At 73.3% G+C, this 20,005-nt stretch carries 19 protein-coding genes; 7 read left to right on the top strand and 12 right to left on the bottom strand.

Features of this window, described 5'->3' with window-relative positions; translation table 11 throughout:
* Positions 1-155: 155 nt before the first annotated feature.
* From ACIP93_RS07165 to afsQ1, 5 genes are all read right to left on the bottom strand, one after another.
* Complete coding sequence (locus tag ACIP93_RS07165; RefSeq protein ID WP_345228776.1) at positions 156-356, bottom strand: PspC domain-containing protein; 201 nt, start codon at positions 354-356, stop codon at positions 156-158.
* 101 nt (positions 357-457) lie between these two features.
* On the bottom strand, positions 458-1,021 hold the full coding sequence (locus ACIP93_RS07160; RefSeq protein ID WP_345228775.1) for a VanZ family protein: 564 nt from the start codon (positions 1,019-1,021) through the stop codon (positions 458-460).
* Between the two features lie 110 nt (positions 1,022-1,131).
* Positions 1,132-1,839, bottom strand: coding sequence for a hypothetical protein (locus ACIP93_RS07155; RefSeq protein ID WP_401756547.1), 708 nt, complete (start codon positions 1,837-1,839; stop codon positions 1,132-1,134).
* The gene (locus tag ACIP93_RS07150; protein ID WP_401756545.1) at positions 1,839-3,359 is read right to left on the bottom strand and encodes an ATP-binding protein; all 1,521 of its coding nucleotides are present in this window, start codon (positions 3,357-3,359) and stop codon (positions 1,839-1,841) included. The genes ACIP93_RS07155 and ACIP93_RS07150 overlap by 1 nt, the downstream gene beginning before the upstream one ends.
* Positions 3,356-4,033 carry a two-component system response regulator AfsQ1 gene (gene afsQ1, locus ACIP93_RS07145; RefSeq protein WP_189820919.1) on the bottom strand — a complete coding sequence of 226 codons (678 nt, stop codon included), beginning with the start codon at positions 4,031-4,033 and terminating at the stop codon, positions 3,356-3,358. The genes ACIP93_RS07150 and afsQ1 overlap by 4 nt, the downstream gene beginning before the upstream one ends.
* Before the next feature lie 215 nt (positions 4,034-4,248).
* Here afsQ1 and ACIP93_RS07140 point away from each other — a divergent pair, with 215 nt between their 5' ends.
* Complete coding sequence (locus ACIP93_RS07140) at positions 4,249-5,067, top strand: SigE family RNA polymerase sigma factor (protein WP_401756543.1); 819 nt, start codon at positions 4,249-4,251, stop codon at positions 5,065-5,067.
* Between the two features lie 192 nt (positions 5,068-5,259).
* On the opposite strand, the gene ACIP93_RS07135 is transcribed toward ACIP93_RS07140, so the two are convergent.
* Entirely contained in the window at positions 5,260-5,913 is a 654-nt protein-coding gene (locus ACIP93_RS07135; protein WP_401756541.1) for a uridine kinase, read from the bottom strand.
* 107 nt (positions 5,914-6,020) lie between these two features.
* Positions 6,021-6,710 carry a PH domain-containing protein gene (locus ACIP93_RS07130; RefSeq protein WP_401756539.1) on the bottom strand — a complete coding sequence of 230 codons (690 nt, stop codon included), beginning with the start codon at positions 6,708-6,710 and terminating at the stop codon, positions 6,021-6,023.
* A gap of 135 nt (positions 6,711-6,845) precedes the next feature.
* Here ACIP93_RS07130 and deoC point away from each other — a divergent pair, with 135 nt between their 5' ends.
* From deoC to ACIP93_RS07110, 4 genes are all read left to right on the top strand, one after another.
* On the top strand, positions 6,846-7,808 hold the full coding sequence (deoC, locus tag ACIP93_RS07125) for a deoxyribose-phosphate aldolase (RefSeq protein WP_345228770.1): 963 nt from the start codon (positions 6,846-6,848) through the stop codon (positions 7,806-7,808).
* A 5-nt stretch (positions 7,809-7,813) separates the two neighbouring features.
* Entirely contained in the window at positions 7,814-9,253 is a 1,440-nt protein-coding gene (locus ACIP93_RS07120) for an aldehyde dehydrogenase family protein (RefSeq protein WP_345228769.1), read from the top strand.
* Entirely contained in the window at positions 9,246-10,157 is a 912-nt protein-coding gene (locus tag ACIP93_RS07115; RefSeq protein WP_401756537.1) for an aldehyde dehydrogenase family protein, read from the top strand. The genes ACIP93_RS07120 and ACIP93_RS07115 overlap by 8 nt, the downstream gene beginning before the upstream one ends.
* Positions 10,158-10,263: 106 nt before the next feature.
* On the top strand, positions 10,264-10,416 hold the full coding sequence (locus ACIP93_RS07110) for a hypothetical protein (protein ID WP_401756535.1): 153 nt from the start codon (positions 10,264-10,266) through the stop codon (positions 10,414-10,416).
* Between the two features lie 101 nt (positions 10,417-10,517).
* On the opposite strand, the gene ACIP93_RS07105 is transcribed toward ACIP93_RS07110, so the two are convergent.
* The 3 genes from ACIP93_RS07105 to ACIP93_RS07095 all read right to left on the bottom strand — a co-directional run bounded on the left by ACIP93_RS07105 (position 10,518) and on the right by ACIP93_RS07095 (position 14,227).
* A complete protein-coding gene (locus ACIP93_RS07105; protein WP_401756533.1) occupies positions 10,518-12,185 on the bottom strand; it encodes a phospho-sugar mutase in 1,668 nt (555 codons plus the stop codon).
* A 682-nt stretch (positions 12,186-12,867) separates the two neighbouring features.
* Entirely contained in the window at positions 12,868-13,677 is an 810-nt protein-coding gene (locus ACIP93_RS07100; protein WP_345228765.1) for a purine-nucleoside phosphorylase, read from the bottom strand.
* A 112-nt stretch (positions 13,678-13,789) separates the two neighbouring features.
* Positions 13,790-14,227: a gamma-glutamylcyclotransferase gene (locus tag ACIP93_RS07095; RefSeq protein ID WP_189820906.1), complete on the bottom strand. Its 438-nt coding sequence runs from the start codon at positions 14,225-14,227 to the stop codon at positions 13,790-13,792.
* Positions 14,228-14,481: 254 nt separating this feature from the next.
* On the opposite strand from ACIP93_RS07095, the gene ACIP93_RS07090 reads away from it, so the two are divergent.
* Both ACIP93_RS07090 and ACIP93_RS07085 read left to right on the top strand, forming a co-directional pair.
* Complete coding sequence (locus ACIP93_RS07090; protein ID WP_345228764.1) at positions 14,482-15,918, top strand: NAD(P)H-quinone dehydrogenase; 1,437 nt, start codon at positions 14,482-14,484, stop codon at positions 15,916-15,918.
* 215 nt (positions 15,919-16,133) lie between these two features.
* Entirely contained in the window at positions 16,134-17,105 is a 972-nt protein-coding gene (locus ACIP93_RS07085) for a DeoR/GlpR family DNA-binding transcription regulator (protein WP_401756530.1), read from the top strand.
* On the opposite strand, the gene ACIP93_RS07080 is transcribed toward ACIP93_RS07085, so the two are convergent.
* Both ACIP93_RS07080 and ACIP93_RS07075 read right to left on the bottom strand, forming a co-directional pair.
* Positions 17,102-17,707 (bottom strand): TetR/AcrR family transcriptional regulator, encoded by a 606-nt coding sequence (locus tag ACIP93_RS07080; RefSeq protein WP_345228762.1) that lies wholly within the window; start codon positions 17,705-17,707, stop codon positions 17,102-17,104. The genes ACIP93_RS07085 and ACIP93_RS07080 overlap by 4 nt on opposite strands.
* A gap of 196 nt (positions 17,708-17,903) precedes the next feature.
* Positions 17,904-19,658, bottom strand: coding sequence for an acetyl/propionyl/methylcrotonyl-CoA carboxylase subunit alpha (locus ACIP93_RS07075; protein ID WP_401756528.1), 1,755 nt, complete (start codon positions 19,656-19,658; stop codon positions 17,904-17,906).
* Positions 19,659-20,005 lie beyond the last annotated feature (347 nt).

Here is a 20,005-nt window from a genome sequence, read left to right as displayed (position 1 = left end):
CACCCCGGGGCCCGCCCGCCGGGCGCGCACCGGGACCAGGCCCGCTGCCCGCCCCCCCCCGGCACCCCCCCCGGGGGCGCCCCCCCGGGGGCGGCCGCGCCCCTTCGTCGTACCGACGGGAAAGGACCGGCGTGCGGCCGCGAAGGCCCCGCGGGCTACCAGGCGGTCTTGGACGTCTTCTCGCCCGGCAGGAAGATCCACAGGCCGAGGTAGATCAGGAACTGCGGCCCCGGCAGCAGGCACGAGGCCAGGAAGATCACGCGCATCGTGGTCGCGGAGGTGCCGAAGCGCCGGGCCAGCGCTGCGCACACTCCGCCGATCACACGGCCGTCGCGGGGGCGGACAAGTGCGGTCATGGCGGGCTCCTTCGCGAGCTCAAACGGGCTCTGGTGGGGGAGCTTCCGATGTGCTCCCGATGTACTCAATACTCGCGCTCCCCCTCGAACCGGGCATCGCCCTACGGGGCGACCCCGACCCTGGAAATCCTCGGGGTCGACCCCAGGGGCGTCTCCTCCTTCGGCGGGGTCGCACCCCCTACCCGGGTACGAGTCCGCTCCCACCTGCGCCGCAGCCGTGCCCGGGTGAGCGGTACGACCAGCAGGTGGGCCAGCACCACCCCCACGGTGTTCAGCAGGACGGCGTCCACGTCCACGACCTGGCCGGGCACCCCGGTCTGCCACAGCTCGATCCCCAGGGAGAGCAGCGCCCCGGCCGCCGCGGTCCGCAGCAGGGACACGAACGGCGAGACCCGCAGCCGCCCGCCCGCCATCGGCAGCAGCACGCCCAGCGGGGCCAGGAGCAGCAGCCCCGAGCCGATCCGGCGGGCCGCCTCGACGGGCCCCAGCGCCAGATCGGCCCGCAGGCCGGCCAGCGGCTGGAGGTTGGGGGCGGTCACCCACTGCACGTCGTCGAGCGGGCGCAGGCAGACCCACGCCACGAACAGAAGATGCGCGAGGAGGAGAACACTCCCCGCCACGCGGAAGCGGATGACGGCACTGCTGACGCTCGGACCTGGACGCACGCCCCCCTAGACGCGCCCCCCGTCCGGATCGGTTCCGAAGTACGCCCAGGACCCCCCGGAAGGCGGCCCGCACCTCCCCCGCGGAGCACCGCTCCCGCACGGGTGTCCGCTCAGCCCGAAGCCTCCGCGCCCGGCACCTCCGCGCCCGACGCCGACGCGCCCGACGCCGACGCGCCCGACGCCGACGCGCCCGGCGCCGGCGCGGAACTCCGCACGTCGCCCAGGGTCGGCACCGCCTCCGGGCGGGCCTTCAGGGCGGCCGTGCACTGGTAGGCGCGGGGCGCGTCCTCGGAGGGGCCGCCCAGCTCCACCGCCCCGCCGTCGCCGTCGGCCGCGCTGCCGGAGTACGTGCAGACGATCTGGGCCAGCGCGTGCGTCGGCAGGTCGTCGGGCTGCCGGTTGAGCCGCAGCGCCCGCCGGGCGTCCCCCGGCCGGGGCCCCGCCACGGTCAGGGACCCCCGTACGTCCGTGGTGAACCCGGCCTGCCCCTCGGCGGCCGAGGGGTCCTTCTGCAACTCGTCCAGGAGCGTCTGCGCCGCCCGGACCCGGTCCGAGGCGAGCACCTGCTCGGGGACGCCCACCGCCCGCTGCACCGGGACGAGCCCCGCCCCGCAGACCAGGAACACCCGCACCGTGGCGCCCTGCGCCGGGGCGTCGCCCTTCGGGGCGGGCACGTCGCAGGACACCCGGGAGGGCGCGGGACCGGCGTCCACCGGCACCTGGGTGGTGCGGATGCCGCAGCCGGTCCCGGCGGCGAGGACGCCGAGCACGGCCCCCAGGAGAGCGGCCCGGCGCCGTACGGGACCCATCTGGACCATCAGCTCTGCCCCCGTACCTGCGCGTCGTCGTTCCGGCCCTCGGACTCCAGGTCCCGGGGCAGGCGCAGGGTGAACACCGCGCCGCCGTCGGGGGAGTTCGCGGCGGTGATGTCGCCGCCGTGGATGTGCGCGTTCTCCATGGCGATGGAGAGGCCGAGGCCGCTGCCCTCGGAGCGCGGGCGCGAGGCGCTCGCCTTGTAGAAGCGGTCGAAGACGTGCGGCAGGACGTCCGCCGGGATGCCGGGCCCGTTGTCCCGCACCTCGATCACCAGCTCGCCGTCGAGCGCCCGCACGGAGACGTGCACGGGCGAACCGCCGTGCTTGAGCGCGTTGCCGACGAGATTGGCGAGGATGACGTCGAGCCGCCGCGGGTCGAGCCGCACCATCATGCCGCGCTCGCCGTCCAGCTCCACCGCGTCCAGCCACGCCCGCGCGTCCAGGCAGGCCGTCACCTGGTCGACCACGTCCACGTCGTCCAGCACCAGCCGGGCGGTGCCCGCGTCGAAGCGGGTGACCTCCATCAGGTTCTCGACCAGGTCGTTGAGCCGCCGCGTCTCGCTGACCACCAGGTGCACGGCGGGCGCGATCATCGGGTCGAGACTGTCCGCCTCGTCCTCCAGCACCTCAGCGACCGCCGTGATCGCGGTCAGCGGCGTGCGCAGCTCGTGCGACATGTCGGCGACGAACCGCCGGCTCGCCTCCTCCCGCGCGCTCATGTCCTGGACCTTCTTCTCCAGTTGCGCGGCGGTCCGGTTGAACGTGCGCGACAGATCGGCCAGTTCGTCGGTCCCCGACACCCGCAGCCGCGTGTCGAGCTTCCCCTCGCCGAGCCGCCGGGCCGCGTCCCCCAGCCGCTGCACGGGCTTCAGCACGGTCGTGGCCGCGGCCTGCGCCAGCAGCGCGGAGCCCAGCAGGGCGAGCCCGGTGGCGATCCCCAGCGACCAGGCGAGGGAGCTCAGGTCGTCCCGCTCCTGCCTGAGCGAGGTCAGCATGTACCCGGTGGGCCCGCCGCCGATCACCTTCGCGCCGCCCACCAGGTACGGGGCGCCGTCGAGGTTCGTCCGCATCCAGAACAGGTGGTACGGGTGGGCGTTGCCCGCCGTGATCGGCTGCTTGCGGTTGACCTGCTCCTGGAGCTTCTGCGGCACGTCCCTCAGCGTGAACGCGTCGAGGTCCGAGTACGCCACGACCGGCTTCCCGCCCTCCCGGGTGTCCACCAGCAGCACGCTGTAACCGGGCTTGGCGCTCAGCGCCGCCATCTGCTCGGCGGCGAGCTGCAGTTCGCTCTGCGTCGGCTGCGACGGCAGCTTGGCCACCCGGTCCTGCATGGACTGCCGGAAGTCGTTGAGCGCGGTGTCCTGCGTGCGCGTGAGCACCGCTTCCCGGTTGAGCCAGTACGCGATCCCCGCCACCGACACCGCGGCCGTCAGCGCGACCAGCGCGAACACCACCACCAGCCGCAGCCGCAGGCTGGTCCAGCGCAGCCCGGCGATCAGGGCGCGCTTCGCGACCGTACTCACGAAGGCGTGTCCAGCCGGTAGCCCACCCCGCGGACCGTACGGATCAGCGTCGGCGAGGACGGCACGTCCTCGACCTTCGCCCGCAGCCGCTGCACGCACGCGTCGACCAGCCGGGAGTCACCGAGGTAGTCGTGCTCCCACACCAGCCGCAGCAGCTGCTGCCGGGACAGGGCCTGCCCGGGGCGACGGCTCAGCTCCAGGAGCAGCCTGAGCTCGGTGGGAGTGAGCTGGAGGTCTTCGCCGTTCTTCGTCACGGTCATCGCGGACCGGTCGATGACCAGGGAGCCGAAGGACGCCGCGTCGTTGGCCTCGCGCTCGCCGCGCCGCAGCACGGCCCGGATGCGGGCGTCCAGCACCCGCCCCTGCACGGGCTTGACCACGTAGTCGTCCGCGCCGGACTCCAGACCCACCACGACGTCGATGTCGTCGCTGCGGGCCGTGAGCAGGATGATCGGCAGCTGGTCGGTGCGTCTGATCCTGCGGCACACCTCGAAACCGTCGATGCCGGGCAGCATCACGTCCAGCACGATCAGGTCGGGCCGCTGCTCGCGCAGCAGCTTCAGACCGTCCTCGCCCGTGGCTGCCGTGGCAACACGGTGCCCTTGGCGCGTGAGCGACAGCTCAAGCGCCGTACGGATGGCGTCGTCGTCCTCGATCAGCAACAGGAAAGGCACCCGGCCATTCTGGCCCATGGGGGCGTACGAGTTCGACAGTTGGAGCGCTCCCATCGCCGTGGCCTGCCCCGGGCCCGTCGCCGGCAGGGGTGTTGGGGGTGGCACGGTGTGCCCTGTGACGCGCCTGTGACAGTCGCCGGACCTTGTCATGAAACTGCGCAGGCAAGCTCTTCATCACACGAACTGCCACGGACACCACCGACGGGGGGCGCGAGATGAACGCACTGCACAGCACCAACTCAAGCGCAGTTGTCACGCGTCTCCACGACGTCGTACGGAGCGAGAACGTCCGTGGCGGGGAGAAGTCCGGTGGGGCGTCCGCGCGGGGGTGCGGTCGCGGCATCGGGCGTCAGCGAACGTCTGCGCACAGTGCGAACACGCACGGGTACATGACGGTCGTCGACGCGCCGGGGGGAACCGGGGGAGCCGTCGGGGGGGCGTTCGGGGGAGCGTCGGCGGCACGGACGGAGACGTACGGGGAGGGCTCGGGGGAGCGGACGCCCGCGACTGCGGCGGAGGCGGAGTTCACCGCCTACGTCCAGGAGCGCCGCGCCTCCCTGTACGCGACCGCCTACCACCTGACCGGTGACCGCTTCGAGGCGGAGGACCTGCTGCAGAGCGCCCTCTTCTCGACGTACCGCGCCTGGGACCGGATCAGCGACAAGGCGGCGGTCGGGGGCTACCTCCGCCGCACCATGACCAACCTGCACATCAGCCAGTGGCGCCGCCGCAAGCTGAACGAGTACCCGACGGAGGAGCTGCCGGAGACGGCGCTCGACACGGACGCCATGCGCGGCACGGAACTGCGCGCCGTCCTGTGGCAGGCCCTGGCGCGCCTGCCCGAACTCCAGCGCACGATGCTCGTCCTGCGCTACTACGAGGGCCGCACCGATCCCGAGATCGCGGACATCCTCGACATCAGCGTCGGCACGGTGAAGTCCAGCATCTGGCGGTCGCTCCGCCGGCTGCGTGAGGACGAGGTCCTCAGCTTCGGCCGTGACGAGGAGGAGTCCTTCGGCGAACTGGTCGCCTGAAGGATGTAGGGGCCGTCGCTCCGGGGGAGGCGGCGGAAGCAGGGGGGAACACGGGGGAACCGCGTGGGGTCCGGGGGGAGCCCGCGGGGGAGCACGGGGGGTACGGGGGAAGCGGAGCGGGACCACGTCGGCCGGGGGGCCGGCGGGGTCCCGTTTTCGTTCGCCGCCCGCCCGCTGACTGACTGCCTTCGGCTACGCGGCCTCGGCCGCGTCCCGCACCGGGCGGCCCGCGCCCGGACAGCGGCCCGCGGCGGCGGCCGCCAGGCGGCCCAGGGCCTCGTCCTTGCCGCACGGGTGCGCGCCCAGCTCCGCGTGCCGGGCCACGATGCCGCGCTCGGCCCGCATCAGGCGCAGCCCGCGCCGCAGCAGGAAGGGCACCGACTTCCGCCCCTCGCGCAGGTCCCGCAGCAGACGGCGGCGGAACGTCGTGAACGGCCGCCCGCGCAGGCACAGCGCGTCCGCCAGCACCCCCAGCTCGCGGCAGCGGGCCACGATGTCGGCGGCGAAGATGCCCTCCGCGACGAACAGGGGCGTGCGGTCGATGTCGAGCGCCTCCTCGCCCACCCGCGAGCTGGTGGCGATGTCGTACACGGGCACGGTCGTACGGCCCGACCGGCACAGCTCCTCGATGGCGGCCATCGCGACGTCCGCGTCCCACGACAGCGGGGAGTCCCAGTCGATGTCCGAACTGCCCGCGACCAGCGGCAGCGTGGGGTCCGTGCACTCCTTGTAGAAGTCGTCGAGGCGCAGCACGGGCAGTTGGGCGCGGGCCGCGAGGGACGACTTCCCGGAACCGGAGGGACCCGTGAGGAGGACGACGCGGGCGGAGAGGGGTGTAGAGCTCACGGGAGACAAGTGTGCGGCATGGCCCCCCTCCGGGTCTCCCCGGGCGACGGGCCTGAGGCCGACGGACGCCGACGGAGGTCTTCGACCGCGCCCCGGCCCGTACGGGACTAGACGGTGGCCAGCAGCACGATCAGCGCCACCAGGCCCACCGCGCACGGCACGATGAGTTCCAGCGCCCAGCGCGCCGTCGGCTTCCCCTGGGCCGTCGGCTCGGAGGCGCGGGCCTCGGCGAGTTCCTGGAGGTCGCGGACGGTCTGGTCGCTCGTGGCGACCGTCGGCCGGCTGGACGCGTTCGGGGAGCGGCCGAAGGAGGTGCGGGCGGAGTCCGGGTCATTGCTGGCGGCGGCCCGGGCCTGGTTGCGGATGGCCTTCTTGCGCTGGCGGATGGAGACCGGGACGGCCCAGAGCTGGTACTTCGCCCCGCCGGCCAGCACCTCGGTGGAGTAACCGGAGCGCACTGCCTCGACCGAGGCCCAGGGCAGGACGACCGTACGGAACGGGTTGCGGACGCGGAGCCGGTCGGCCCCCGCGTACACGGCGGGCCGGAGGGCGAAGGCCACGATCAGCGGCACCACGAACAGCAGCCCGGCCAGCACCTTCCACCGCGTCGACGCGTCACCGTTGAGCATCGCGTCCACGGCCAGCCAGGCCAGCACGGCGAGCATGGCGCAGCCCCAGAAGACGCCGGCGCCGGAGCGGAAGACGCGCTCGGCGTAACCCGTCGCCCCGCCGGACGGGCCGGGGGAGCCCGGAGAGCTGGGGGAGCCGGACGACGACGAGGGGCCGGTGCTAGTCATGCGCCCGATTCTGCCTGACGTGCGGGGGAGTCCGAAGCGGGTGTGGCGGTGGTCTCCTCCGGGCCGCGATTCCGACCGATTCGACCGCCGGGGTAGCCAGGCCGCTACGCGCGTAGATATGCTCCAGTGGTGACCATGCCCACCTCTGCATCCGCTCCCGCATCCGCATTTGTCGACGCGACCGCGTCCGACAGCGCACTGCGCCGCTTCCTGCACGGGCTGCCCGGCGTCGACGCCGTCGGCCTGGAGGCCCGCGCCGCCGCGCTCGGCACGCGCTCGATCAAGACCACGGCCAAGGCGTACGCCATCGACCTGGCCATTTCGATGATCGACCTGACCACGCTCGAAGGCGCGGACACCCCGGGCAAGGTCCGGGCGCTGTGCGCCAAGGGCGCCCACCCGGACCCGACGGACCGTACGACCCCCACGGTCGCCGCGATCTGCGTGTATCCCGACATGGCGGCCACCGCCAAGGAAGCCCTCGCCGGCACCGGCATCAAGGTGGCCTCCGTGGCCACCGCCTTCCCGGCGGGCCGCGCCGCCCTGCCGATCAAGCTGGCGGACGTGCGTGACGCCGTCGAGGCGGGCGCGGACGAGATCGACATGGTGATCGACCGGGGGGCCTTCCTCGCCGGGCACTACCTGAAGGTCTACGAGGAGATCGTCGCCGTGAAGGCGGAGTGCGGGGACCGGGCCCGGCTCAAGGTGATCTTCGAGACCGGCGAGCTGTCGACGTACGACAACATCCGCCGCGCCTCCTGGCTCGGCATGCTGGCCGGCGCCGACTTCATCAAGACCTCGACCGGCAAGGTGTCGGTCAACGCCACGCCCCCCAACACCCTCCTCATGCTGGAAGCCGTACGGGACTACCGCGCGCAGACCGGCATCCAGATCGGCGTGAAGCCGGCCGGCGGCATCCGCTCCACCAAGGACGCGATCAAGTTCCTGGTGCTGGTCAACGAGACCGTGGGCGCGGACTGGCTGGACAACCACTGGTTCCGCTTCGGCGCGTCCTCTCTCCTCAACGACCTGCTGATGCAGCGTCAGAAGCTCAGCACGGGCCGCTACTCCGGCCCCGACTACGTGACGGTGGACTGATCCGCATGACTGGTACCCCTTTCGAGTACGCACCCGCGCCGGAGTCGCGCGCGGTCGTCGACATCGCCCCGTCGTACGGGCTGTTCATCGACGGCGAGTTCACGGACGCCGCCGACGGCAAGGTCTTCAAGACCGTCTCCCCGTCCACCGAGGAGGTCCTCTCCGAGGTCGCCCTCGCGGGCCGGGACGACGTGGACCGGGCCGTGCGGGCCGCCCGCAAGGCCTTCGAGAAGTGGTCCGCGCTGCCGGGCTCCGAGCGGGCGAAGTACCTCTTCCGCATCGCCCGCATCATCCAGGAGCGCTCGCGCGAGCTGGCCGTCCTGGAGACCCTGGACAACGGCAAGCCGATCAAGGAGACGAGGGACGCGGACCTCCCCCTCGTCGCCGCGCACTTCTTCTACTACGCGGGCTGGGCGGACAAGCTCTCGCACGCGGGCTACGGGGCCGACCCCCGCCCGCTGGGCGTCGCGGGCCAGGTCATCCCCTGGAACTTCCCGCTCCTGATGCTGGCCTGGAAGATCGCCCCGGCGCTCGCCACCGGCAACACGGTCGTCCTGAAGCCCGCCGAGACCACCCCGCTCTCGGCGCTCTTCTTCGCCGACATCTGCCGCCAGGCGGGCCTGCCGCGCGGCGTCGTCAATATCCTTCCCGGGTACGGGGACACGGGCGCGGCCCTGGTCGACCACCCCGACGTGAACAAGGTCGCCTTCACCGGTTCGACGGCGGTCGGCAAGGCCATCGCGCGCTCGGTCGCGGGCACCGCGAAGAAGGTCACCCTCGAACTGGGCGGCAAGGGCGCGAACATCGTCTTCGACGACGCCCCGATCGACCAGGCCGTCGAGGGCATCGTCACCGGCATCTTCTTCAACCAGGGCCAGGTCTGCTGCGCGGGCAGCCGCCTCCTGGTGCAGGAGTCCGTCCAGGACGAGCTGCTGGACGCGCTGAAGCGCCGCCTGTCGACGCTGCGCCTGGGCGACCCGCTGGACAAGAACACCGACATCGGCGCGATCAACTCCGCCGAGCAGCTGGCCCGGATCAAGGCCGTGGCCGACACGGGCGAGGCCGAGGGCGCCGAGCGCTGGTCCGCTCCCTGCGAACTCCCCTCCGCCGGGTACTGGTTCGCCCCGACGCTCTTCACGAACGTCACCCAAGCGCACACGGTCGCCCGCGACGAGATCTTCGGCCCGGTGCTGTCGGTGCTGAGCTTCCGCACCCCGGACGAGGCCGTCGCCAAGGCCAACAACACGCAGTACGGCCTCTCCGCCGGCATCTGGACGGAGAAGGGCTCGCGCATCCTCGCGGTCGCGAACAAGCTCCGGGCGGGCGTCGTCTGGGCCAACACATTCAACAAGTTCGACCCCACCTCGCCGTTCGGCGGCTACAAGGAGTCGGGTTACGGCCGCGAGGGCGGCCGCCACGGCCTGGAGGCGTACCTCGATGTCTGACACCTCGACTGCGGCGCGACTGAGCGTCTTCAAGACCTACAAGCTGTACGTGGGGGGCAAGTTCCCGCGTTCCGAGAGCGGCCGGGTGTACGAAGTGAGCGACAGCAAGGGGGCCTGGCTCGCCAACGCCCCGCTCTCCTCCCGCAAGGACGCCCGTGACGCGGTCGTCGCGGCCCGCAAGGCCTTCGGCGGCTGGTCGGGCGCGACCGCGTACAACCGCGGCCAGATCCTGTACCGCGTCGCGGAGATGCTCGAAGGCCGCCGGGACCAGTTCGTCCGCGAGGTCGCGGACGCCGAGGGCCTGTCGAAGTCCAAGGCGGGCGCGGTCGTGGACGCGGCGGTCGACCGCTGGGTCTGGTACGCGGGCTGGACGGACAAGATCGCCCAGATCGCGGGCGGCGGGAACCCGGTCGCGGGCCCGTTCTTCAACCTCTCCACCCCGGAGCCGACGGGCGTCGTGGCGGTCGTCGCCCCCCAGGACTCCTCCTTCCTGGGCCTGGTGTCGGTGCTCGCCCCGGTGATCGCCACGGGCAACACGGCGGTCGTCGTCGCCTCGGAGGAGTCGCCGCTCCCGGCGCTCTCCCTGGGCGAGGTGCTGGCCACCTCCGACCTCCCGGGCGGCGTGATCAACATCCTCACCGGCAAGGTCTCGGAGATCGCCCCCTCCCTGGCGGCCCACCAGGACGTCAACGCGCTGGACCTGACGGGCACGGGCCACGGCTCGGACCTGGCCCGGGACCTGGAGGTCGCGGCGGCGGACAACCTGAAGCGCGTCCTGCGCCCCTCCGTCGCCGCCCCGGACTGGACGGCCCCGCAGGGCACGGAGCGCCTGACGGCCTTCCTGGAGACCAAGACGGTCTGGCACCCGACGGGCTCGCTGGGGGCTTCGGGCTCGGCGTACTGAGCGGACGACTGCCCTCGGGCCCCGCTTCCCCGCGAGGGAGGCGGGGCCTTCCGCTGTCCGCGTCCGGTCCGGGAATCAAGCGGCGGCGCGCGGGCACCCGGGCCGCATGACGCAGACGCGATGGGATCAAGTGCCGCTGGAGTCGGTCGAGTTGGCGGGCGTGGGAGGGGTCGAATGGGTCATCCTGGGCGCCCTCTTCCTGCTCGTGGCGCTTCCGGTCGTGGTGACGCTCCTGCTGGTGCGGCGCAGGCGGCGCTGAGCGGGCGCTGCCGGGGCCCGAGGCCCTGCGGCGGCGAACGAAAAGGTCCCGCCCGCCGGGGTGAGCCGGTGGGCGGGACCTTCGCGCGGGGGGCGGCGGGGTCAGATGCCCGCCGCCGCCGCGAGGTCGCGCTTGACGGCGGCCAGGGTCTCGGCCGCCCGGGCGTGGGCCGCCGGGAGGGCGGCGGCGTCCGCGACCGGGACCACGACCTCCAGGTAGCACTTCAGCTTGGGCTCCGTGCCGGACGGGCGGACGATCACGCGCGCGCCGGTGAGGTGGTAGCGGAGGCCGTCGGTGGGGGGCAGGGTGGCCGTGCCCCGGGTCAGGTCCTCGGCGGAGGTCACCGGGAGGCCCGCCAGGTGGGTCGGCGGAGTCGCGCGCAGCCGGGCCATCGCGTTCGCGATGACGCCCAGGTCCTCGACGCGGACCGAGAGCTGGTCGGTGGCGTGCAGGCCGTGGGTGACGGCCAGCTCGTCGAGGAGGTCGAGGAGGGTGCGGCCCTCCTCCTTCAGCTCGGAGGCCAGTTCCGTGATGGCGAGGGCGGCGGTGATGCCGTCCTTGTCGCGGACGCCCTCCGGGTCGACGCAGTAGCCGAGGGCTTCCTCGTACCCGTAACGGATGTTCTCCACGCGGGCGATCCACTTGAAGCCGGTCAGGGTCTCCTCGTACGCGATGCCCGCCTTCTCGGCGATGCGGCCGAGGAGGGAGGAGGAGACGATCGACTCGGCGAAGACCGCGTCCGGGCCCGCGGTGCCCTTACGGACGATGTGCGCGGCGAGCAGCGCGCCGACCTCGTCGCCGCGGAGCATGCGCCAGTCGCCGCCGGGTGCCGGAACGGCCACCGCGCAGCGGTCCGCGTCCGGGTCGTTGGCGATCACCAGGTCGGGGCGGACGCGGCGGGCCGTCGCGAAGGCGAGGTCCATCGCGCCCGGCTCCTCCGGGTTGGGGAAGGCGACGGTGGGGAAGTCCGGGTCGGGCTCGGCCTGCTCGGCGACGAGGGTCGGGGGCGGGAAGCCCGCGCGGGCGAAGGCGGCCAGCAGGACGTCCTTGCCGACGCCGTGCATCGCCGTGTAGACGGTCGTCGCGGTGCGGGGGGAGTTCGGGGTCAGGACGGCGTCCGTGCGGGCCAGGTAGGCCTCCAGGACCTCCTCGTCCAGGACCAGCCAGCCGTCGTCGGGGCGGGGGACGTCGGCGAGCGAGCGGACCGCGGCGATCTCGGCGGCGATGTCGACGTCGGCGGGCGGGACGATCTGGGAGCCGTCGCCGAGGTAGACCTTGTAGCCGTTGTCGCGGGGCGGGTTGTGGCTGGCGGTGACCTCGACGCCGGCCACCGCGCCCAGGTGCCTTATGGCGAAGGCGAGCACGGGGGTGGGGAGGGGGCGGGGCAGCAGCACGGCGCGCAGGCCCGCGCCGGTCATGACGGCGGCCGTGTCGCGGGCGAAGTCGGCGGACTTGTGGCGGGCGTCGTAGCCGATGACGACCAGGTCGTCGGTGGAGCGGGGGTGGCCGGGCTGCTTGGCGAGGTACGCGGCGAGGCCGGCGGCGGCGCGGATCACGACGGCGCGGTTCATGCGCATGGGGCCTGCGCCGAGTTCGCCGCGGAGGCCGGCGGTGCCGAACTGGAGGGTGCCGGAGAACCTCTCCGCGAGGGCGGGGAGGTCCTGGGCCTCGATGAGCTTGGCGAGCTCGTCGCGGGTTTCGGGGTCGGGGTCCTCGGCGAGCCAGGCGCTGGCGCGGGCGAGGAGGTCCGGGGTGGTGTCCTGGGGCACGGGGTCGCCTTTCGGGGGTGGGGGTCGTACGGGGTGGGGCCCGCCGGGGGCAGTGGAGGACCGGTACCCGGGCGGGCGGGGCCCATCCGGGTGAACCGGAAGCGCGGGCCGGGCTCGGGGCCCCGGCACGGCGCGCGTCCGGCGCAGGCGCTCGGGCGGGGGCGGCGTCCCGGCGGGCCGGCAGCGGAAGGGACCGCCCTCCTGCCCGCCCGTCCCGCCCCCGGGGGCCCGCCGCCCAAGGGTGCCGGGGCGCCGGGGACGCTCCCTGCGGGGGAGGGAGAAGGCGGCTGCGAAGCAGCTCCTTCAGGGGCGCGGGGAACTGCGCGACCGGCCGAGACGCACTCGCACGGAGCGGGCTCCGGCGGGAGCGCCCCGCACGGAGCGGGCTCCGGCCGAGACGCACTCGCACGGAGCGGGCCCCGGCGGGAGCGCCCCGCACGGAGCGGGCTCCGGCCGAGACGTACCCGCACGGACCAGCCCCGGTCGGAGCGCCCCGCACGGAGCGGGCCCCGGCCGAGACGCACTCGCACGGAGCGGGTCCCGGCGGGAGCGCCCCGCATGGAGCGGGCCCCGGCCGAGACGTACCCGCACGGACCAGCCCCAGCCGGAGGCGTCCCGTACGGACCAGCCCGCCCGGGGCGCTCCGCCCGGAGCGCCCCGCACCCCCTCACCCGTACAAGGACTAGATCCGGTCCAGCACGCGCGCCAGCAGGCTGCCCATGCGGGCGGCGCTGTCGCGGCCCGCCTGGAGGACCTCCTCGTGGTTCAGCGGCTCGCCGGACAGGCCCGCCGCCAGGTTGGTGACCAGGGAGATGCCCAGGACCTCGGCGCCGGCCTCGCGGGCCGCGATGGCCTCCAGGACCGTGGACATGCCGACCAGGTCGCCGCCCATCGCGCGGACCATGTTGATCTCGGCCGGCGTCTCGTAGTGCGGGCCGGGGAACTGGACGTAGACGCCCTCCTCCAGGGTCTCGTCCACCTCCTTGCACAGCGCGCGCAGCCGCGGCGAGTACAGGTCGGTGAGGTCCACGAAGTTCGCGCCGATGATCGGCGAGGTGGCCGTCAGGTTCAGGTGGTCGCTGATCAGGACCGGCTGGCCGGGGCGCATGCCCTCGCGCAGACCGCCGCAGCCGTTGGTCAGGATGATCGTCTTGCAGCCCGCGGCGACGGCCGTGCGGACGCCGTGCGCGACCGCGGCCACGCCCCGGCCCTCGTAGAAGTGGGTGCGGCCGAGGAAGACCAGCGCGCGCTTGTCGCCGATCACGTACGAGCGGATCTTGCCGCCGTGGCCCACGACGGCCGCGGGCGGGAAGCCGGGCAGCTCGGTGACGGGGAACTCGCTCTCGGGCTCGCCGAGGGCGTCGACCGCCGGGGCCCAGCCGGAGCCCATCACGAGGGCGACGTCATGGGTCTCGGCGCCGGTGAGTTCGCGCAGGCGCGCGGCCGCGGCGTCGGCGGCGGCGTGGGGGTCCGAAATAACAGATGCGTTCACGCGGAAGAGGGTAGCCGCTCCAGCCCTACGCGCGTAGATGTCATGGCGGACGGCAACCCGATTGTTGTCTTGGACTTTCCGACGAAGCGCCGCTCCGGCGGGCCGCCGGCCGTCAGCAGGGGCGCTTGCGGAGCTCCATCACGTAGTCGTGCGGGGCCCCCGCCGACTCCGCCGCGTCCGCGATCTCGCCCAGGTAGCGGGCGGACGGCAGGCCGCCCTCGTACCCGTTCAGGACGTACATCCAGGTGGCTTCCTCGCCGTCCAGGGTGTGCACGCGCACCCGCATCCGGCGGTAGATGTCCAGGCCGACGCCCTCCCACCGGTCCATGGAGTCCTCGTCCATCGGCGCGATGTCGTAGAGGGCGACGAAGACCTGGGAGCGCGGCGCCTCGACCACCGTGGCGAGCGAGCCCTCCCAGCCCATCTGCTCGCCGCCGAAGGTCAGCCGCCAGCCGTTGAGCCAGCCCGTGCCGCGCAGCGGCGAGTGCGGGGCGCGGCGGGACATCAGCCGCGCGTCGAGGTTGCCGGCGTACGCGGCGTAGAGCGACATGGCTCCGAGGGTACGGGAGGCCCGCCGGTCGCGTACGGGCACAAGCGATCTCGTACCCGGAAGGAGGCCCCGGCGGCCGGGGGCGCCGGCCGCTCCCCGAATGCGGGCCCCGGGGCGAAGCCCGTGCCCGGGTGCGGGACAATGAAGTACGTACTGCACTCCTCCGGGGCCGATCCCCCGGGACCCCGGCCGGGGCAGGCAGGACGGGCCGGGCGGAGGCGAACGACTCAAAGCGAACGCGAGGCGGACTTTTCGTGACCCGGATCGTGATCATCGGCGGCGGACCCGGCGGGTACGAGGCGGCCCTGGTGGGCAGCCAGCTCGGCGCCGAGGTGACCGTCGTCGACTGCGACGGACTCGGCGGGGCGTCGGTGCTGACCGACTGCGTACCGTCCAAGACCCTGATCGCCACGGCCGAGGTGATGACGACCTTCGACTCCTCGTACGAGGAGCTGGGCATCCTCGTGGCCGACGACACCCCGCCGGAGGAACAGACCGCGCGGGTGGTCGGAGTGGACCTCGGCAAGGTCAACCGGCGGGTGAAGCGGCTCGCGCTCGCGCAGTCGCACGACATCGCCGCCTCGGTGACGCGTGCGGGCGCGCGCGTCGTGCGGGGGCGCGGCCGGCTGGAGGGCCAGCAGGCCATGGACGGCTCGCGGACCGTCGTCGTCACCGCGGCGGACGGCACGGAGGAGCGGCTGACGGCCGACGCCGTGCTGATCGCGACCGGCGGCCACCCCCGTGAGATCCCGGACGCGCAGCCGGACGGCGAGCGCATCCTCAACTGGACGCAGGTGTACGACCTCGACGAGCTCCCGGAGGAGCTGATCGTGGTCGGGTCCGGCGTCACCGGCGCCGAGTTCGCGGGTGCCTACCAGGCGCTGGGGTCGCGGGTGACCCTCGTGTCGTCGCGCGACCGGGTGCTGCCGGGCGAGGACCCGGACGCGGCCGCCGTGCTGGAGGACGTCTTCCGGCGGCGCGGCATGAACGTCATGGCGCGCTCGCGGGCCGCCTCCGCCAAGCGGGTCGGCGACCGGGTGGAGGTCACGCTGGCGGACGGCCGGGTCATCTCCGGTTCGCACTGCCTGATGGCCGTCGGCGCCGTCCCCAACTCCGCGGGCATGGGCCTGGAGGAGGCCGGGGTCAAGGTCAAGGACAGCGGTCACATCTGGACCGACCGGGTCTCGCGCACCTCCGCTCCCGGTGTGTACGCGGCCGGGGACGTGACCGGCGTGTTCGCGCTGGCGTCCGTGGCGGCGATGCAGGGACGCATCGCCATGTACCACTTCCTCGGTGACGCGGTGGCCCCGCTGGACCTCAAGACGGTGTCGTCGAACGTCTTCACCGACCCCGAGATCGCGACCGTCGGGTACACGCAGGCGGACGTGGACGCGGGGCGCATCGACGCGCGCGGCGTCAAGCTGCCGCTGCTGCGCAACCCCCGCGCCAAGATGCAGGGCATCCGCGACGGCTTCGTGAAGCTGTTCTGCCGCCCGGGCACGGGGATCGTGGTGGGCGGCGTGGTCGTCGCGCCGCGCGCGAGCGAGCTGATCCACCCGATCTCGATCGCCGTCGACAACAGCCTGACGGTGGAGCAGATCGCGAAGGCCTTCACGGTGTACCCGTCGCTGTCGGGCTCGCTCGCGGAGGTCGCGCGTCAGCTCCACACGCGCAAGACGGGCGACAACTGATCGTTCCACCGCGGGAGTCGGGCCCGGCCCGACGGGCGCGGGGTGCGGCGGGACCGGTTCCGGCCGCCCCGGCGCCGCCCCGCCCGCCTGCTGCCGGCCGCACCCGCGACCGTACCGAAACGCCTATACCACCTTCGGTCACCGTTTGCGACCAACTTCTGTTGTTCGGCGCATACTGCTGAAAACTATCGGCCGCTCAGGTTACTGTCAGTTTCGTGTTCGCTGCAGAACGTCGTCAATTGATCCTCGAAATGGTGCGGGCCAACGGGGCGGTATCGCTCCGGGAGCTCGCCCGCGTCGTCCAGACCTCCGAAGTGACCGTACGGCGGGACGTGCGGGCGCTGGAGGCAGAAGGACTCCTCGACCGCCGGCACGGCGGTGCGGTACTGCCGGGCGGGTTCACCCGTGAATCCGGCTTTCCGCAGAAATCCCACCTCGCGACCGCGGAGAAGACGGCCATCGCCGACCTCGCCGCGGGACTCGTGGAGGAGGGGGAGGCCGTCGTCGTCGGCGCCGGTACGACCACGCAGGAGCTGGCGAGACGGCTGGCCCGGGTGCCGGGACTGACCGTCGTCACCAACTCCCTGCTCGTCGCCCAGGCGTTGGCGCACGCCAACCGGGTCGAAGTCGTCATGACCGGTGGAACCCTGCGGGGCTCCAACTACGCGCTGGTCGGGAGCGGTGCCGAGCAGTCCCTCCAGGGGCTGCGGGTGTCCCGTGCCTTCCTGTCCGGCAGTGGCCTGACCGCCGAACGCGGCCTGTCCACCTCCAACATGCTCTCGGCGAGCGTCGACCGGGCGCTGGTGCAGGCCGCCGCGGAGGTGGTGGTCCTCGCCGACCACACCAAGCTCGGCACCGACACCATGTTCCAGACTGTGCCGACGGACGTGATCACTCGGCTGGTGACGGACGAGCCGCCGCCCCACGACGAGCGCGCGGGAACGGAGTTGCAGGCGCTCGCCGACCAGGGTGTGCAGATCGCCGTCGCCCAGACGGGTGGCACGGGGGCGGCGGGACCTGGGAGCGAAGGCGTTCCGCCGGGACGTCAGCAGCCGCGCCGGGACATGCCGCTGCCCGGTCAGCGCAGGGCGCACCCGGGTGCGCCCGGTGCGCCGTTGCGCAGCGCGGCAGGACTCGCCGAGCAGCAGGGGGAGCGGCCGCGGGTGGCCGACATGCGCCGGCGTTAGCCGTTCTCCGTACGGGGTCGCAGGCCCCGTACGGCCAGGGACAGGAGCCGGTCGGCCAACTCCGGGTCGTCCGGCGACTGTTCGGCGGCCAGCGCGATCGCGTTGGTGAGCTGCATCAGGTCCCCGATCGGGACGTCCCCGCGCACGGCGCCCGCCTGCTGGGCGCGGGCGAGGAGCGTGGTGCCCGCCTCGCGCATGGGGGTGGAGCAGGAACTCAGCGCGGTGGCGCCGCCGGTGGTGCCCGAGGCCGCCAGCAGGGCGCGGGCCAGGCCGCGGTACTCACTCGCATGAGTGATGATGGCGCGCAGCCAGGTGGCGAGGGCCGTGCAGGGCTCGTCGTCGGGTGATTCCGCCAACTCGTGCGCCCGGGTGAGGAGTTCGTCCACCGCGTCCTGGAAGACCGCGCTCAGCAGGGCGTGGCGGGTCGGGAAGTGGCGGTACAGGGTGCCGATGCCCACTCCCGCGCGGCGGGCGACCTCCTCCAGGGAGGCGTCCGTGCCGTGCTCGGCGAAGGCGGCGCGGGCCTCGGCGAGGAGCTTCGCGTGGTTGCGGCGGGCGTCGGCGCGCATGGGTCTGCGCGGCGGGGTGGGGTGGGGCGGCATGCTGCCCAGCATGCCATTGGGGACGGCGGGCGTCCGGTGCGGGCCGGGGTGCCGTCACTGCCGGCCCCCGCGTCTCGCCCTTCACCTGAAGCGCACTCGCCGCACTCAGGTGACGAGCTGTTCGCGCGCACCCGGCGGGGCCGTACGCCGGCCGGGCCCCGCGCCCCGTGAACGAGGGGCGCGGGGAACCGCGGGGTCAGTCCTTGATCTCGCAGATCTGCGCGCCGGAGGTGACCGACGCGCCGACCTCCGCGGCCAGACCCTTGACCGTGCCCGAACGGTGGGCGTTCAGGGGCTGCTCCATCTTCATGGCCTCCAGGACCACGATCAGGTCGCCCTCGTTGACCTGCTGGCCCTCCTCGACCGCGACCTTGACGATCGTGCCCTGCATCGGGGAGGCCAGGGTGTCGCCGGACGCCGCCGAGCCCGCCTTCTTCGCCGCGCGGCGCTTCGGCTTGGCGCCGGCCGCGAGGCCCGTGCGGGCGAGCGACATGCCCAGGGAGGACGGGAGGGAGACCTCCAGGCGCTTGCCGCCGACCTCGACGACGATCGTCTCGCGGCCCGACTCGTCCTCGTCGCCCTCGGCGCCGGGGACGGTGAACGGGGGGATCTCGTTGACGAATTCCGTCTCGATCCACCGGGTGTGGACGGTGAAGGGGTCGGCCGTGAAGGCCGGGTCGACCACGACCGCGCGGTGGAAGGGGATGGCGGTGGCCATGCCCTCCACGGTGAACTCCGCCAGGGCGCGGGCGGCGCGCTGGAGGGCCTGCTCACGGGTCGCGCCCGTCACGATCAGCTTGGCCAGCAGCGAGTCCCAGGCCGGGCCGATGACGGAGCCCGACTCGACGCCCGCGTCCAGCCGCACGCCGGGGCCCGACGGCGGGGCGAAGGCGGTGACCGTGCCCGGGGCGGGGAGGAAGTTGCGGCCCGGGTCCTCGCCGTTGATGCGGAACTCGAAGCTGTGGCCGCGCGCCGGCGGGTCGTCGTAGCCCAGTTCCTCGCCGTCGGCGATGCGGAACATCTCGCGGACCAGGTCGATGCCGGAGACCTCCTCGGTGACCGGGTGCTCCACCTGGAGACGGGTGTTGACCTCCAGGAAGGAGATCGTGCCGTCCGCGCCGACGAGGAACTCGACGGTGCCCGCGCCGACGTAGCCGGCCTCCTTCAGGATCGCCTTGGAGGAGGCGTACAGCTCGGCGTTCTGCTCGTCCGTCAGGAAGGGGGCCGGGGCCTCCTCCACCAGCTTCTGGTGGCGGCGCTGGAGCGAGCAGTCGCGGGTGGAGACGACGACCACGTTGCCGTGCTGGTCGGCCAGGCACTGGGTCTCGACGTGGCGCGGCTTGTCGAGGTAGCGCTCGACGAAGCACTCGCCGCGGCCGAAGGCGGCCACCGCCTCGCGCACGGCCGAGTCGTACAGCTCCGGGACCTCTTCGAGCGTGCGGGCGACCTTCAGGCCGCGGCCGCCGCCGCCGAAGGCGGCCTTGATCGCGATGGGGAGCCCGTGCTCCTCGGCGAACGCGACGACCTCGTCCGAACCGGAGACCGGGTCCGGGGTGCCCGCGACCAGCGGGGCGCCGGCGCGCTGCGCGATGTGCCGGGCGGCGACCTTGTCGCCCAGGTCGCGGATGGCCTGCGGCGGCGGGCCGATCCAGGTCAGGCCCGCGTCGAGCACCGCCTGGGCGAACTCCGCGTTCTCCGACAGGAATCCGTAACCCGGGTGGATGGCGTCCGCGCCCGAGTCCTTCGCGGCCTGGAGCACCTTGGCCATGTCCAGGTACGAAGCGGCCGGGGTGTCACCGCCCAGGGCGAACGCCTCGTCGGCCGCGCGGACGTGCAGAGCGTCCCGGTCCGGATCGGCGTAGACGGCTACGCTCCCGATTCCGGCGTCCCGACAGGCTCGGGCAACGCGGACAGCGATTTCGCCTCGGTTGGCGATGAGCACCTTGCGCACGATGGCTCCCTCCTTGTGAAACAAGCTGAGTTTAGGGACTGCCCACACGGCCCTACGACCCGTCCTCAATGGTGAGCTTGCCCACACGGAGTGTGACTTGAGGCCCGCTGGGGACGCGAAATCCCTTGTCGCACCACGGTACGACGGGTTGTCCCGTCGCACAGTAGCCCTGTGGTGTGGCCAAGGTCTCTGTCCGGGCGGCCAGGGGGACGAGGTGTTTCTTTGTGGGGTCCCCACGAAGGCGGGGGCCGTTCTTTGCTCTGTGCCGTCCGTTCCCGGCCGCGCCGCCGCCCCGCCCTTCCCGGGCCCTTGTCGTGGGCATTACCGGTTAGTAGCCTGCGCGGCAG

The sequence above is a fragment of the Streptomyces sp. NPDC088745 genome (genome assembly GCF_044751045.1).
GTDB lineage: Bacteria > Actinomycetota > Actinomycetes > Streptomycetales > Streptomycetaceae > Streptomyces > Streptomyces cremeus.
Note: the sequence above shows the minus strand (reverse complement) of the source record. Positions and strands in the feature narration are given on the sequence as shown.